This window comes from Shewanella vaxholmensis (assembly GCF_031932135.1).
GTDB classification, from domain to species: Bacteria; Pseudomonadota; Gammaproteobacteria; order Enterobacterales; family Shewanellaceae; genus Shewanella; species Shewanella hafniensis.
This window is the reverse complement of the sequence record NZ_JAUOEV010000001.1, coordinates 209,071-223,836: the sequence shown is the minus strand read 5'-3', so window position 1 is coordinate 223,836 and position 14,766 is coordinate 209,071. Positions and strand designations below refer to the sequence as shown.

14 protein-coding genes are annotated in these 14,766 nt (G+C 46.7%); 8 read left to right on the top strand and 6 right to left on the bottom strand.

The features are described from left to right. Positions 1–21 precede the first annotated feature (21 nt). Together ispA and xseB are read right to left on the bottom strand one after the other, a co-directional pair. Positions 22–903: a (2E,6E)-farnesyl diphosphate synthase gene (gene ispA / locus Q4Q46_RS00885; RefSeq protein ID WP_071939130.1), complete on the bottom strand. Its 882-nt coding sequence runs from the start codon at positions 901–903 to the stop codon at positions 22–24. Between the two features lie 2 nt (positions 904–905). Beyond that, complete coding sequence (xseB, locus tag Q4Q46_RS00880; protein WP_006080884.1) at positions 906–1,145, bottom strand: exodeoxyribonuclease VII small subunit; 240 nt, start codon at positions 1,143–1,145, stop codon at positions 906–908. 314 nt (positions 1,146–1,459) lie between these two features. Between xseB and pomA the strand changes: the two genes are divergently transcribed. The 3 genes from pomA (at position 1,460) to thiI (ending at position 5,080) form a co-directional block, all read left to right on the top strand. Then, positions 1,460–2,227, top strand: coding sequence for a flagellar motor protein PomA (gene pomA / locus Q4Q46_RS00875; protein WP_006085155.1), 768 nt, complete (start codon positions 1,460–1,462; stop codon positions 2,225–2,227). Positions 2,228–2,230: 3 nt separating this feature from the next. After that, entirely contained in the window at positions 2,231–3,163 is a 933-nt protein-coding gene (locus Q4Q46_RS00870) for a flagellar motor protein MotB (RefSeq protein WP_006080886.1), read from the top strand. A 462-nt stretch (positions 3,164–3,625) separates the two neighbouring features. Then, a complete protein-coding gene (gene thiI / locus Q4Q46_RS00865) occupies positions 3,626–5,080 on the top strand; it encodes a tRNA uracil 4-sulfurtransferase ThiI (RefSeq protein ID WP_006080887.1) in 1,455 nt (484 codons plus the stop codon). 130 nt (positions 5,081–5,210) lie between these two features. Here thiI and Q4Q46_RS00860 read toward each other — a convergent pair whose 3' ends face one another. After that, positions 5,211–5,453: a hypothetical protein gene (locus tag Q4Q46_RS00860; RefSeq protein ID WP_259215336.1), complete on the bottom strand. Its 243-nt coding sequence runs from the start codon at positions 5,451–5,453 to the stop codon at positions 5,211–5,213. Positions 5,454–5,664: 211 nt separating this feature from the next. On the opposite strand from Q4Q46_RS00860, the gene Q4Q46_RS00855 reads away from it, so the two are divergent. From Q4Q46_RS00855 to rlmM, 4 genes are all read left to right on the top strand, one after another. Then, entirely contained in the window at positions 5,665–6,576 is a 912-nt protein-coding gene (locus Q4Q46_RS00855; RefSeq protein ID WP_006080889.1) for a transcriptional regulator GcvA, read from the top strand. Further along, a complete protein-coding gene (locus Q4Q46_RS00850; protein WP_311904993.1) occupies positions 6,557–7,201 on the top strand; it encodes an alpha/beta family hydrolase in 645 nt (214 codons plus the stop codon). Before Q4Q46_RS00855 ends, Q4Q46_RS00850 begins: the two co-directional genes overlap by 20 nt. A 58-nt stretch (positions 7,202–7,259) precedes the next feature. After that, entirely contained in the window at positions 7,260–7,652 is a 393-nt protein-coding gene (locus Q4Q46_RS00845; RefSeq protein ID WP_006080891.1) for a DUF423 domain-containing protein, read from the top strand. Positions 7,653–7,831: 179 nt separating this feature from the next. Next, positions 7,832–8,917 carry a 23S rRNA (cytidine(2498)-2'-O)-methyltransferase RlmM gene (gene rlmM / locus Q4Q46_RS00840; RefSeq protein ID WP_311904992.1) on the top strand — a complete coding sequence of 362 codons (1,086 nt, stop codon included), beginning with the start codon at positions 7,832–7,834 and terminating at the stop codon, positions 8,915–8,917. 282 nt (positions 8,918–9,199) lie between these two features. On the opposite strand, the gene Q4Q46_RS00835 is transcribed toward rlmM, so the two are convergent. After that, on the bottom strand, positions 9,200–10,207 hold the full coding sequence (locus Q4Q46_RS00835; protein WP_106651128.1) for an isocitrate dehydrogenase: 1,008 nt from the start codon (positions 10,205–10,207) through the stop codon (positions 9,200–9,202). A gap of 255 nt (positions 10,208–10,462) precedes the next feature. Between Q4Q46_RS00835 and Q4Q46_RS00830 the strand changes: the two genes are divergently transcribed. Continuing rightward, positions 10,463–13,297 (top strand): S9 family peptidase, encoded by a 2,835-nt coding sequence (locus Q4Q46_RS00830; RefSeq protein ID WP_311890058.1) that lies wholly within the window; start codon positions 10,463–10,465, stop codon positions 13,295–13,297. Positions 13,298–13,428: 131 nt separating this feature from the next. Here the strand turns inward: Q4Q46_RS00830 and Q4Q46_RS00825 are convergent, their stop codons facing one another. Both Q4Q46_RS00825 and xni read right to left on the bottom strand, forming a co-directional pair. Continuing rightward, the gene (locus Q4Q46_RS00825; protein ID WP_006080896.1) at positions 13,429–13,851 is read right to left on the bottom strand and encodes a DUF3192 domain-containing protein; all 423 of its coding nucleotides are present in this window, start codon (positions 13,849–13,851) and stop codon (positions 13,429–13,431) included. 110 nt (positions 13,852–13,961) lie between these two features. Next, a complete protein-coding gene (gene xni / locus Q4Q46_RS00820) occupies positions 13,962–14,750 on the bottom strand; it encodes a flap endonuclease Xni (protein ID WP_311890057.1) in 789 nt (262 codons plus the stop codon). Positions 14,751–14,766: the final 16 nt, after the last annotated feature.

The window sequence follows — 14,766 nt, the reverse complement described above, 5'->3', positions numbered from 1 at the left end:
AGCGAGATACTTCGACTCTTATTATATTCTTCGCTCAATGATATAGCGGGCGAAGTCTGCAATTAACTGGCTATTGTATGGCAATTTAGCCAGCGCTGATAGTGCCTCTTGGATCAGTTGTTTGGCGGTGTCTTGTGCACCTTGTAGTCCAAGTAGTTGTGGAAACGTACTCTTATTCGATTCAGTATCAGAGCCTTGCGGCTTACCGAGTTCTTCGGTGGTGGCTACGATGTCAAGGATATCGTCTTGTACTTGAAAGGCGAGTCCGACCGCATGGGCAAAATCCATCATAGCAGCATACTGACTTTTTGGCGCGTTTGCGGCGATTAACGCTAACTCAACGGCGCAGCTGATAAGGGCGCCCGTTTTCATATTATGTAACTGAGTTAATGCTTTAAGATCAATATGTTTATCTGTTGAGGCTAAGTCTATCGCTTGGCCGCCACACATGCCACGATAACCTGAGGCTTTTGCCAATACTCTGACCATAGCGATATGTTGCTCGCTGCTGATCCCAGGGACCGCTTCGGTGACAATTTCAAAGGCTAAGGTCTGCAGTGCATCCCCCGCTAAAATGGCGGTCGCTTCATCAAAAGCGATATGCACTGTGGGCTGACCACGGCGCAGTTCATCATCATCCATGGCGGGTAAATCGTCGTGGATCAATGAATAAGCATGGATACATTCAATGGCTGCGGCGCAAGCATCTAATTTTTCGAGCTCGACCCCAAACATACGTCCGACACTGTAGACAAGGAAAGGTCGAATGCGTTTGCCACCCAATAAGGCGCCGTAAGTCATGGCGGCTTTTAATTGGGGAGCAGTATCTTCAAGCGTACTAAAACGCTGTTTTAATTGATTATCAACCCGTTGTTGATATTCTTGAATGGCACTGACTAACACGCTTATTCGCCCTCAACGGCATAGGGGGATAGGGGCGCATTTTCATCTTGTTTCAGTAAAATGGCCACTTTTTGTTGGGCTTGTTCGAGTTTTGCTTGGCTATTTCGAACCAGATTGATGCCACGTTCAAATTGTTTTAACGCGTCATCGAGGGAGATATCGCCTTGTTCTAGATCGGCAACAATGCGCTCGAGTTCGCCAAGGGATTCTTCAAAACTGAGATTTTCGGGTTTCTTCGCCACGTTTATGCTTCCTTTGATTTAGCGGACACAAGGTATATCAGGGCGGCTTTAGGGTCAAATTCAGACTAAAGATATTTGCTCAATAGCACGCTTTGTTACTGAAATTTTTTCAGAAAATATAAATTGTCGCTAAACTTGCTTAGTGTGTGTCCGATAACTGACAATAGTATCATCATTTGTATGGTAATTTTTAACTGGATAGACAAGGCTCGCATGTGTGTCGGTGGGATTATCTTACTCAGTGGAACAACTGAGTGTTATTGCTTACCTAGGGTAAGTATTATGTCGTTTATTACGAAAATTGAGGAGCCGTTGTGGATTTAGCAACAGTAATTGGAATTGTGGGTGCCTTTGGTTTTATCCTCGGGGCAATGGCCACCAGCGGCGGTTTAATGATTTTCGTTGATGTACCCTCGATTCTTATTGTTTTCGGTGGGTCCTTCTTCGTGGTGATGATGAAGTTCAATCTTAAACAGTTTTTTAGTGCGGTAAAAATCGCCGCCAAAGCGTTTATTTTTAAGATTGATAAGCCAGAAGATTTGATTGAACAGTCCGTGACTATGGCTGATGCCGCCCGTAAAGGCGGTTTTTTAGCTTTAGAAGAAGCGCAGATTACTAACAGCTTTATGCAAAAAGCCGTCGACATGCTTGTTGATGGTCACGATGGTGAAGTGGTGCGCGCTGCCTTAGAGAAGGATATCGCCCTGACCGAAGAGCGCCATCGTACAGGGATCGGCATTTTTAGAGCGTTTGGTGACGTAGGTCCGGCAATGGGCATGATAGGTACGCTGGTGGGTCTTGTGGCCATGCTGTCAAACATGTCAGATCCTAAATCCATCGGTCCCTCGATGGCGGTGGCCTTGTTAACCACCTTATACGGCGCTATGGTCGCCAACATGGTTTGTCTTCCTATCGCGGATAAGTTAACGCTTAGGATGGGTGAAGAAATGCTGAACCGTAACTTGATTATGGATGCGGTATTGGCGATTCAAGACGGACAAAACCCACGGGTGATAGAAGGCTTCTTGAAAAATTATCTGGCTGAGAAAAATCGCAAAATAGATACAACGGACGGAGAGTAGCCCATGGCTAAGGCTAAGTGCAACTGTCCACCGGCCGGAGCACCGATGTGGTTGGCGACGTTTGCTGACTTGATGTCGCTGTTGATGTGTTTCTTCGTGTTGTTATTGTCATTTTCCGAAATGGACGTAATGAAGTTTAAGCAGATCGCGGGCTCAATGAAGTATGCCTTTGGTGTGCAAAATAAGGTGGAAGTCAAAGATATCCCGAAGGGGACTTCAGTAATTGCCTTAGAATTTAGACCAGGCCGCCCCGATCCCACCCCGATTGAAATTATCAACCAGCAAACCAATGAAATGACGGAACCTGTATTGGATTACCAAGCGGGTGAAGACGACAGTGCTGGCGGCGTTCAGCAGCAAAGTGGTTCTCAGCGTGGTGGTGAAGCCACTGCAACGGCGCAGGAAGTGGCCGATGCGGTTAAAGCCGAAGCGGCAGCGGCGCAGGATAAGATCAATCAAGAAGTGAAGAAGATGGCGCAGGAGCTCAATAAAGAGATCACCGATGGTGCGATTGAAATTGAGTCCTTAGGTCAGCAGATTATTATCCGTATCCGTGAGAAGGGCGCATTTGCCTCTGGTTCGGGCTTCCTTCAACCACGATTTAAGCCTGTGGTGCGCTCTGTTGGCGAACTGCTAAAAGATGTGCCGGGGATTATTACGGTATCGGGTTACACGGATGACATGCAAATCAGCGATGAGCTTTATAGCTCTAACTGGGATTTATCCAGTAAACGCGCTGTGGCTGTGGCCCACGAGTTAGTGCAAGTCAAAGGCTTTGATTCTAAACGGATGAAAGTGGTGGGCATGGCGTCTAATAACCCGATAGTGCCTAACGATTCACCGGAGAATCGTGCCCGTAACCGCAGGGTGGAAATTGCCATTGAGCAAGGTAAAGCGAAGGAATCTGATGAGATTCAGGTTGGTAATTCGCCTTAGGTAGCTTGGTACTCACCGCATCTAAAGCCGCAATCCTGTTGCGGCTTTTTTACTGGGCTAAGGTAGACGTTTCCCTTTTTTACTAACGCTTTATGCATCAAAGCGCTGTGGTTGGTTTGAATCCATTTGGGCTTTACGCCAATCGCAGAGAGTGTGTAATCCCTAAGCTTTCTTCAAGCTTACCTCAACGACGTATCTCAAATAATTCATCTCAAATAACTCATTTCAAACAGAGCAATTTTAACTAAGTGAATAGGCTTCACTGACATTATCCCGACCGAATTCGCTTAAAAATCCCGCCGTGACTTAATTACTAATACGCCATTAATCCGCCATGAATGTGGCTTGTGTGGCTGTTTGCGATGCGCGCTGAAACTCGCATTTTTAGGTCGCTTGGGTATATAATCCCCCGATTATTCTTTTAACCAATTTTGCTGTTTTAAAATTGCCCGCGGAAATCCCATGAAGTTTATTGTAAAGCTGTACCCAGAAATCATGATGAAGAGCAAACCCGTAAGGATGCGCTTCACCAAAATGCTCGAAACCAACATACGTAATGTGCTCAAAAAAGTCGACGAAGACGCTAAAGTTCAACGTCAGTGGGACCGCATTATGGTTATGGTACCAAAGGATAAGCCTGAGTTGGCCCAAGCCTTCGGTGAGCGTCTGGCGTGTATTCCTGGCATTGCACACGTAGTGCAAGTGGATGAGTACAGCTTTGAATCTGTGGACGATATTTATCAGCAAGTCTTGCCTGTTTACCGTGACCAACTCGCGGGTAAAACCTTTTGCGTGCGAGTGAAGCGCACTGGCGATCACGATTTTAATTCTATCGAAGTTGAGCGTTACGTTGGCGGCGGCTTAAATCAGTTTACCGATGCTTTAGGTGTGCGTTTAAAGAATCCCGACATTACCGTTAACCTTGAAATTGAACGCGATAATCTTTACATGGTCACTAAGCGTATCGAAGGCTTAGGCGGTTTCCCTATGGCGACACAGGAAGATGTGTTGTCCTTGATTTCTGGTGGTTTTGACTCTGGTGTGTCTAGCTATCAATTTATCAAAAAAGGGGCGCGTACCCATTATTGCTTCTTTAATCTGGGCGGCGCGCAGCATGAAATTGGCGTGAAGCAAGTGGCTTACCATTTGTGGAAAACCTACGGCGAATCCCACAAGGTGAAGTTTATCTCTGTACCTTTTGAGCCTGTGGTCGCTGAGATTTTAGAGCGTATCGATAATGGCCAAATGGGCGTTGTGCTCAAGCGTATGATGATGCGCACTGCGGCGCGTATTGCCGACCGTATGGGCATTCAAGCCTTGGTGACCGGTGAAAGTTTAGGCCAAGTCTCTAGCCAAACGCTAACCAACTTGAACGTGATTGACCGCTGTACTGAGCTGCTGATTTTACGTCCGCTGATTGCCATGGATAAACAAGACATTATCAACGAGAGCCGTAAAATCGGCACCGAAGATTTTGCCAAATCTATGCCTGAATATTGCGGCGTGATTTCGCAAAAGCCAACGGTTAAAGCGGTATTAGCTAAAGTAGAAGCGGAAGAGAAGAAGTTCTCTGAAGATTTGATCGATCAAATCATCGCCCAGTCTGTCACTATTGATATCAGGGAGATCGCAGAACAAATGGATACTCGGATTACTGAGACTGAAACGGTCGCCAGTATTGATACCAACCAAGTGGTCATTGATATTCGCGCCCCTGAAGAAGAGGAAAGCAAGCCGTTGCAAATTGAAGGTATTGAGATTAAACGTATCCCATTCTTCAAGTTAGCGACTCAATTTGCCGATCTCGATAAGCAAAAAACCTATTTGCTGTATTGTGAGCGTGGGGTGATGAGTAAATTGCAGGCATTGTATTTAATCGAGCAAGGCTACACTAACGTCAAAGTGTATCGCCCATAAATCAATGCAAACTTGCCCACTGACATGTCTTGTCAGTGGGAAGTGCCCATAGAGATTGAATACAAAAAAGCCGCATATCAATGCGGCTTTTCTTTTGGTCTTCGCGGTGAAAACCTGAATTGGTGTTGTCTTATAAGCTATTAGACTTAACGACCTGCTGATTTGATGCGACATCATCTGCGGCAATCAATAGTGTGGCTTCTTGCAGCACTTCTTGGTGCATTTTATTCATTGCAGCAGTTAAGTCTGCAGTGATACTAGCTTGTAAGTCGCTAGTATCGATGACGATTTCGTCAACGAGTACATTAGCACTGGCATTTAAGCTGAGTGCTGAAATTATCGCTAACGCAAACGCTGATTTTAAATTAAACATAGTCGCCTCCGGGCTGACAAATTAACGCTGTCAGACATTCCCATCACCAACTTTGAGATTGTCCAACTAGGGTGTTTCATAGATATAAGTGTTTCGTGGATACCGCTGTTTCAATGGCGCAAAATTTAACCAAAATCACTGGCCTTTACAAACGATTAAATGTAACAATACGGATTAGAAAAACTAATTAAAAAACGAGACTGAGATCACTATGTCCAGACGATTACCACCGCTTAATGCGGTTAAAGCATTTGAGGCAGCTGCGCGGCATTTGAGCTTTACGCGCGCAGCAGAAGAATTGTTTGTTACGCAGGCTGCGGTGAGCCATCAAATAAAGGCATTAGAAGATTTCCTCGGATTAAAATTATTTCGCCGAAAGAACCGTTCTTTGCTTTTAACTGAAGAAGGGCAGAGCTACTTCCTCGACATCAAAGACATCTTTATTCAACTCGCCGATGCTACCGACCGATTACTCGCCCGCAGTGCGATTGGTTCTCTGACGGTCAGTATGTCACCCAGTTTTGCGATTCAATGGTTAGTGCCGCGTTTGGCAAAGTTCAGTGAGAAAAACCCCGATATCGACGTGCGTATTAAAGCTGTCGATACCGAAGCCAGCTCACTAACCGATGATGTGGATGTGGCGATTTATTATGGTTTAGGCAATTGGCCTGGCTTGCGTGCCGATAAGCTCAGAAACGAAGTGCTCATTCCTGTGTGTTCGCCCATGTTACTCAATGGCCCTAAGCCACTGTCAAAACCGAGCGATTTAAAATATCACACGCTATTACATGATATGAATCGTCACGATTGGCAGGCGTGGTTTAGACAATGTGGGATTAACGATATTAATGTGAACCAAGGCCCCATCTTCAGTCATTCGTCCTTGGTATTGCAAGCGGCGGCCCATGGTCAAGGCGTGGCTTTAGGTTACAGCGTACTGGCGCGTCCCGATATAAAAGCGGGGCGTCTCGTGTGTCCATTCCAAGAAGTCTTGGTCAGTAAAGATGCTTACTACTTGGTTTGCCAGCAGAATCACGCTGAACTTGGTAAGGTCGTCGCGTTTCGCGAATGGATGTTAGATATGTTTGCTGAGGAGTCGCGCAGTGAGTTGTTGCCCGGATAAGCCAAGTTTTGTGTTAGAGGGTGAGCCTGCGAGCACAATGATTTTATTAGCCCACGGCGCGGGCGCTAACATGGGCTCTGAGTTTATGCAGGCTATGTCGGCGGGGTTGGTGGCTAAGGGCTGCCAAGTAATGCGCTTTAATTTTCCCTATATGCAGGCCAATGCCGTCGATGGCAAACGGCGTCCTCCGGACCGCGCGCCTAAATTGCTCGCTTGTTTTACTCAGATGCTCGATATCGCTCATTCACAACCTAAGGTCGAGCGCGTCGTACTGATGGGCAAATCCATGGGCGGACGTATGGCGGCGTTATTAGCCTGCGATCCCGCGTTAGCTTCGCGCATCGATAGGGTGATTTGTTTAGGTTATCCCTTTGTGCCACTTAAAGGCGGCGAGCCTAGATTGGAACCTTTGAATGAATGCCAAGTCCCAGTATTAGTCGTACAGGGCGAGCGGGATAAGTTCGGTGGCAAAGAGCAGATCCCAAATTGGCCTTTGAAAGCTGAGATAGGATTGGCTTGGATAACCGACGGCGATCATAGTTTTGTCCCAAGAAAGTCGTCAGGCACCACTGAAGCGGCTAACCTTGCACGTGCCATTGATTTATCTAGCGATTTTATTGGTTAGCTTAATGTTGAGCGAATGAATGTTGAATGAGTTAAGCCCATTCCAGCAGGAGAGTTAAATGCGTAAAGGTCTATTGTTACTCGCCGCCGTGAGCGGATTTTTAGCCGTCGCCTTAGGGGCTTTTGGTGCCCATGGTTTAAAAGCAGTCGCACCACCGGATTTGATTGACGTGTTTAATCTTGGGGTGCAATACCATTTCTACCATACCTTCGCCTTAATCATGGTTGCCTTTTCGGGCCAATGGTTAACCTCACGTTTATTGGACTGGTCGGCGTATTTGTTTATTGCAGGCATAGTGCTATTTTCTGGCTCATTATACGGACTGGCATTGTTTGGCACTAAGTGGCTTGGCCCTGTCACGCCAATGGGCGGTGGGTGTTTCTTACTCGGCTGGTTATTATTTGCTGCCGCGGTATGGCGTCATAAAGTCATTGACGGTCACGAGTCTTAATCTCGAACGTTAAGTGTGAGTTAACAGGCTTAGGGCGCACCTAAGCCTTTTTTATTTCTCCAATCGCAATTCAAAGTTCCGCAAGTAGGCAAATAGGGCATTTGTGGATTGAAATTGGTATACTGACGCCCAAATCGATAGTCAGCCAATGCTTTGGCTTGGATTTCTCAGGGATCCCCATGAAAAACCTATTTTTATTTTGCCGCGCAGGCTTTGAAAAAGAATGCGCTGCAGAAATCCAACAGCGAGCCGGTGAGCTCAATGTGGGCGGCTTTGTTAAGGCCAACAATAACGACGCCTATGTCGTATACCAATGTTTTGAAGATGACGCCGCAGATACGTTAGTGAAACAACTGCCTTTAGATTCGCTCATTTTCGCTCGCCAGATGTTTGCTGCCAGCGACTTGTTAGTCGACTTGCCTGAAAACGACAGAATTAGCCCAATCGTGGCGGCACTCAGTGACGTCAGCAAAGCGGGTGAAGTGCGGGTTGAAACGCCAGACACTAACGAAGCGAAAGAGCTATCGGCTTTTTGCCGTAAGTTCACTGTGCCTTTACGCCAGCATTTGAAAAAATCTGGCAGTTTGCTCGCGCAGGAAAATCCAAAACGTCCGATTATCCACGTGTGTTTTATCGGACCCGGCCGTGCCTATGTGGGTTATTCCTACAGCAATAACAGCTCGCCACACTTTATGGGTATTCCACGTCTGAAAATGGCGGCGGATGCTCCGAGTCGTTCTAGCCTGAAACTCGATGAAGCCTTTGGCCAATTCGTGCCTAAGGAAGAGCAAGAAGAGCGTATTCGCAGTGGCATGAACTCAGTGGATTTGGGCGCTTGCCCAGGTGGCTGGACTTATCAACTGGTGCGTCGCGGCATGTTTGTGTCGGCTGTCGATAATGGTCCCATGGATGAGAAACTCATGGAAACGGGCCAAGTGAAGCATTACCGTGAAGACGGTTTCCGTTTCGAACCACAGCGCAAAAATATCTATTGGCTAGTGTGCGACATGGTTGAGAAACCAGCGCGCGTAGCTGAACTGATTGAAGCTTGGGCGATTAACGGTTGGTTTAAGGAAGCGGTTTTCAACCTTAAATTACCGATGAAGAGCCGCTATAAAGAAGTCACTGCCATTCTTGAGACCATGCAGACCATTCTTAAAGAGAACGGCGTGACCGATTTTAAAGTGCAGTGTAAGCATCTTTATCACGATCGTGATGAAGTGACAGTGCATTTATGGCTGCGTCCTAATACCGCGTGGAATTAATTCCTGCGATAACTCTGCAGTGATATTGCCGTCGTTACTCGCGTACGTTACTTAGGTACGCTAATACGGTAATCGTCACACAGATTTAAAAGATACGCAGTTTTAAAGCCATACAGGTTTAAAAGCCAAATAACAAAAAGCCCCAAAGGAAACTTCGGGGCTTTTTCGTATTTACTCATTTGAGTTTCAAACGCTTACTTCTTATGAAGCTGAAGCTGAAGCTGAAGCTGAAGCTTGAACAAGCGCGTTATAGACTCGCCTTAAACGCGCTCAGCATTGAGATCACAGACGCTCAAGAACCGCTTGAGTGAAGTCAGTCGTGCCGTGAGTGCCGCCTAAATCGCGAGTGGTACGGTCGCCTTCTTCGATCACTGCTGATACTGCTTTACGGATTTGTTCAGCTTTGTCAGCCATACCTAAATATTCCAGCATCTGGATAGAGGCTAAAATTACTGAGGTTGGGTTCGCGAGGTTTTTGCCCGCGATATCCGGTGCACTACCGTGAACGGCTTCGAAAATCGCGGCATCACGGCCAATGTTTGCACCTGGTGCCATACCTAAACCGCCGACTAAACCGGCACACAGATCCGATAAAATGTCACCGAACAGGTTGGTCGTTACGATCACATCGAAGTTTTCTGGGTTCATTACTAGCTTCATGCACGTTGCATCGACGATCATTTCTTCAGTCTTGATGTCTGGGTAACGAAGGCTCACTTCACGGGCCACTTTCAAGAACAGGCCTGATGTTGACTTCATGATGTTGGCTTTGTGCACGATAGTGACTTTCTTGCGGTTTTCTTTGCGAGCCAGTTCGTAGGCGAAAGTGGCGATTTGCTCGGCACCTTGGCGAGTCACGATACTGGTCGCTTCTGCCGTTAAACCATCGTCAGATACTTTTTGGCCGTGGCCAGAATACATGCCTTCGGTGTTTTCACGTACTGTGATGATGTCGATGTTCTCGTAACGCGCTTGGGTACCTTTGAAAGACAGTACTGGGCGCACGTTAGCGTACAGACCGAATTTTTTACGTAAAGTTACGTTGATAGAGGTAAAGCCTTCACCTACTGGCGTCGTCAATGGGCCTTTTAGCGTGATACGATTTTTTTCGATTAATTCTAAGGTGCGTTGTGGCAGTAATTCGCCTTGCTTTTCGAGTGCAGTCAGGCCAGCATCGGCAAATTCATATTCAAAATCACAGCCCGCTTTATCGAGAATTTTTAAGGCTGAATCAATAATACTTGGGCCAATTCCATCACCTGGAATTACGGTTATCGTTCTTTTTGACATGGAGAAGTCCTTCCACGGTTCGTCGTTACTGCAATTGTCTGCCCCCAGCGTTAACTGGGTAGCAGGACTATGAATTTGGTATTTTTTCTGTCTATTATTTTAACCATCTTTGGTCAAACTTCACAGGAAATAGTGAGCAATATCACGATTTTTTATGTGGTATAACTTGTAAAAATACTGGGTTCTCACCATGATGGAGAGCCAATGGTTAAAAAAGTCTACTTTAGTCTAACAAATATATAAAAGAGGAAGACATTGAAGTTAATCCCTATCACATCTCTGGTGCTGTTATCCCTTGGACTATTGCCTGCAGTGCAGGCTGAAACCAGCACTAAACCGCTCACCCTCACAGACATCATGCACTTTGAGTCCCTTGATAAACCGGTTATCGCAGATAAGGGCCAAGTCATCGCGGTCGAGTCTGCGCCCGATCGCGGGGATAGTCACGTCATTGTGAAAAATGTGCTGTCGCAGCAAAGTTATCAAATTGCGGGTGGGTCAGATCCTTTAGTGAGTCACGATGGACGCTTTGTGGCTGTGGTGGTCAAACCGAGTTTGCTCACGCGTGAAACGAGTGATGCCAAGGCGAAGAAAAAACTCAAATCTGACATGGTATTACTCGATACCCAAACGGGCACTCAAACCCGCTTTGAGCGCGTGAAGGAATTCGTGTTCAGTGATGACGGTAAGCATTTGGCAATGTGGTTTGAGGCCGATGAAGAGTCTAAAAAAGACGCTGAGCCTAAAGCCAGCGAAAAACTCGCTGAAGCAGGCACACAAACCCCAGCGAAAGTGGATAAGCCAAAGGTTGATAAGTTTGACCAAGGCCGCCGTTTTACTTTGATCAGTTTAGACGATCAAACTAAGCGCATCGATGTTGAGCAAGTGACGGGTTATGTGTTTGATAAGGCGAGCCGCCGACTTGCGCTAGCGGTGAATGATATCGCCAATAAACAGCATCAATTGCAGTTAGTGGATTTACTTACCCACCAAAAAACCGTCGCTTTTGATTCGCCTAGCCAACAGGTTGGTGCGTTAGCGCTGGCTAAAAATGGTCGTTGGCTGGCGTTTACGCAGGGCAAAGATAGCGAGTTACCCTATGGTCGCAGCTATCAGTTATCGTTGGTCGATTTGCAATCGGGTAAAATCAGCAAAACTCCTGAGTCACCTGAGTGGAAACTCAATCGCTACACAAGTTTAAGCTTCTCATTGGACAGCGAACGACTGTTCTTCGGCCGCGTGCCAGAGGTGAGCCAGCAGCTTAGTTTGCAGAAAATCACCGAAGAAAAAGACCTGTTTAGTGCCGATATTGTTACCGGACAGCGCGGGCTTAAGGTGTGGCATGGTGACGACCCACGGATTAAACCCCACGAAATCAAGCAATATGAGGATGAGCAAAAACGCACTTACCTTGCGGTATTGCATTTAGGATCGAATAACGTGGTGCAGCTTGGCGATAAAACCGTGCCAGATGTGACGATTTCACAGCATAAGCGCTTTATGTTGGCGAGTTCAGATTTGCCCTATCGCAAGATGGCGACGTGGGCGGGTTTCTATCAAGACTATTATCTGGTCGACATTAACACTGGTAGTAAGGTGCCTTTTTTGACTCAGCAGCCGAGCGATGCCGAGCCAAGTTTGTCAGGTAACGGCAAGTATGTGGCTTATTATCAGCAAGGTAATGTGTATCTTTATGATATTGCTGAGGCTCATCGCACTAACCTGACAAGATCATTAAAGGTCAGCTTTGCCGATGAAGACCATGACTATCCATCGAGCGCGCCGGGATACGGTTTTGGCCCTTGGCTGAAAGATGACGCTGGGTTCTTGGTTTACGATAAATACGATGTCTGGCAGTTTAATACTGAATCTAAGGCGGGTTTTGCCTTAACCGCAGGTAAAGGGCGCACCCAGAAAATTCAATATCGTCTTGAGGGCTTAGTCGATAATCCCGATGAACCGACTGAGCTTGCCTATAACGCCACTGTGTTACTCCACGGTTATAGCGATAAAACTAAGGCCGATGGCTTCTACCAAGCGACGCTCGGCGCAGCGGGCGTGAAAACGCTGATGCAAGGCGAGTATAAGTTGACTGTGTTAGTACGCAGTAAAGACGCAGACACTATCGTGTTTTCTAAGGAGCGTTTCGACTTATTCCCTGACTTGTATACAGCTAACTATAGCGCCCCGCAAAATGCGCTTAAGCAAACGGATTTAGATAAGCAACGCCAAGCGTTTAACTGGAGCAAAGCCGAGTTAGTTCACTGGACGAATGGCGATGGTAAGCCGTTAGATGGCGTGCTGATCAAGCCGACCAATTATCAAGTGGGTCAGCGCGTTCCTGTGTTGGTTTATTACTATCGTTTTATGACGGATAGACTGCATGCCTTCCCGCAGATGAACATTAACCACAGACCTAATTTTGCTTGGTATATCAATAATGGTTATGCGGTGTTCCTACCTGATATTCGTTTTGAAATTGGTTACCCCGGCGCGAGTTCGGTGCAAGCGCTCACCTCAGGCGTGCAAAAGCTGATTGAGATGGGCATTGCCGATCCCGATGCTATTGGTCTGCAAGGTCATTCTTGGAGTGGTTATCAAACGGCGTTTGCCATCACTCAAACTAAGATGTTTAAGGCGGCGGTCGCGGGTGCGCCGGTATCGAACATGACCAGCGCCTACAGTGGTATTCGCCATGGTACGGGTATTGCGCGTCAGTTCCAGTATGAAACTGGACAGAGCCGTATTGGCGCGAGTTTGTTTGCCGCGCCGCAAAAGTATATTGAAAACTCTCCAGTATTTTACGCTGACCGAATTCAAACGCCTTTGATGATCATGTTTGGTGATAAGGACGATGCGGTGCCTTGGGAACAAGGTGTTGAAATGTACTTGGCCATGCGCCGTGCGGGTAAAGATGTGGTGTTCTTACAATATGAGGATGAGCCGCATCACTTGAAAAAGTACCCGAATAAGCTCGATTACAGCATTCGCATGATGCAGTATTTCGATCATTATCTGAAGGGTAAACCCGCGCCAGAATGGCTCAGCAAAGGCGAAGCCTATGTCGAGTACAAGGCTGATGATGAATAAGTGACTGATTTAGCTTATTGCTATCGCACTGAGTGACCTAGGTATTCTGTCACTAAGACGTTCAGTTGGTTAATTATGAAAATAAAAACGCCACCGATTAGGTGGCGTTTTTATTTAGCAGTCAGTCGTATTTATTTACTGCTCAATGTCTCGTGGGCGGAAGTGAGCACAGTGTCTGTGCCCGCATCGAGGTATTGCTTATAGGTATCTTGGCCCCAAGCAATCAACTTATCATTTTCAAAAATAAGCGGGGTACATTCCTCTTTGGTCGTCACACCGTCTGATTTCTCATGGTGAGTGCGATAAAAAAGCACCTGTAACTTGGCTTCCTTGACGGCTTTTGCCTCTGAAAAGTCGGCCTTACCGAGCAATTCTTTTACTGAACCGATATTTTGCCCTAAGGTTAAATCGTTCATTTTCTGGCTGTTATAGGCCTGTCGGTCCTCCCAATTCATGTCTTCTGGCGTTGGTTCATAAACCAGTACAACCACAGCGACAAAGGCGACGTAGGCGGCAAAAATACTACCGATAATTACTGAAACTTTTGATTTCATTTATAGTTATTCCTTTACCTCATTAAATGAGTCACTTGAGCACGTCCATAAAATACGCTTTTGTTGCGCTAAGGTAAATGCGTTAATTGCAACTTTGTATTAACAGAAGTTTAGTCTTGATTGATGGTTTTTTCAGGTGGGGAGTCAATCACGCGAAAGTCTTTCAAGTTGATATTGAGTGGTTGGTCCGTTTGTAACTGCGCCAGCTTATAACTCAGCCTCGCCATCTCTTTGCCCTCGGCGAGCTTCTTCGCTTGCTTAGCGCCTAGGTTGGATAAGGATGAAAACAAGGTCGGTAAGCTTCTAAAGGTTTTCAATAACTCGGCGGCCGACTTAGGGCCTATGCCCGCAATACCAGGAATTTTATTACCGCTGTCGCCCGCTAATGCCATCAAGTCGAGAAATTGGCTGCGCTCAACACCAAGCTTTTGTTCCAATGCCGCAATATCGAGGTACTGCTGATTAAAGTGATCCCATTGACTGATTTGGCGATGATTAAGCTGACTAAAACCTTTGTCGGTGGACACAATAATGGCTTCACCTTGCGCTTTGGCGGTTTTTATCGCCAGTGTCGCAATCACATCATCGGCCTCCGCGGCGGCATAAATAGAGCCAATGTGCATTGCGGTTAAATGGTCTTGCAGCGCAACTAAACCCTGCGCCAGTGGTTCTGGCATAGGTTTACGACCTTTTTTGTAATCGGGATAAAGCTGTTTACGCCATGAGATCTCATCACCGTCCCACACGATAGCCACATGGGTAGGGCGATGCACCCGCAGCAGTTTAGTGCACGCCGAACTGACGCGCTCTGTGAGGCTTTGCATATCTGTTTCATCGGGGATCGCCGCATAGATGCGGCGAACCAAGTTGAGACCATCGATGATTAAAAACTTGTTCATGGGGTGTCGTTGTTTC

What these genes read in the sequence shown, in the direction of transcription:
- Q4Q46_RS00860 (WP_259215336.1), bottom strand. Translation starts at nt 5,453, where the DNA reads ATGTTTAATTTAAAATCAGCGTTTGCGTTAGCGATAATTTCAGCACTC.
- Q4Q46_RS00870 (WP_006080886.1), top strand. Translation starts at nt 2,231, where the DNA reads ATGGCTAAGGCTAAGTGCAACTGTCCACCGGCCGGAGCACCGATGTGG.
- Q4Q46_RS00825 (WP_006080896.1), bottom strand. Translation starts at nt 13,851, where the DNA reads ATGAAATCAAAAGTTTCAGTAATTATCGGTAGTATTTTTGCCGCCTAC.
- xni (WP_311890057.1), bottom strand. Translation starts at nt 14,750, where the DNA reads ATGAACAAGTTTTTAATCATCGATGGTCTCAACTTGGTTCGCCGCATC.
- thiI (WP_006080887.1), top strand. Translation starts at nt 3,626, where the DNA reads ATGAAGTTTATTGTAAAGCTGTACCCAGAAATCATGATGAAGAGCAAA.
- rlmM (WP_311904992.1), top strand. Translation starts at nt 7,832, where the DNA reads ATGAAAAACCTATTTTTATTTTGCCGCGCAGGCTTTGAAAAAGAATGC.
- Q4Q46_RS00835 (WP_106651128.1), bottom strand. Translation starts at nt 10,207, where the DNA reads ATGTCAAAAAGAACGATAACCGTAATTCCAGGTGATGGAATTGGCCCA.
- Q4Q46_RS00845 (WP_006080891.1), top strand. Translation starts at nt 7,260, where the DNA reads ATGCGTAAAGGTCTATTGTTACTCGCCGCCGTGAGCGGATTTTTAGCC.
- Q4Q46_RS00855 (WP_006080889.1), top strand. Translation starts at nt 5,665, where the DNA reads ATGTCCAGACGATTACCACCGCTTAATGCGGTTAAAGCATTTGAGGCA.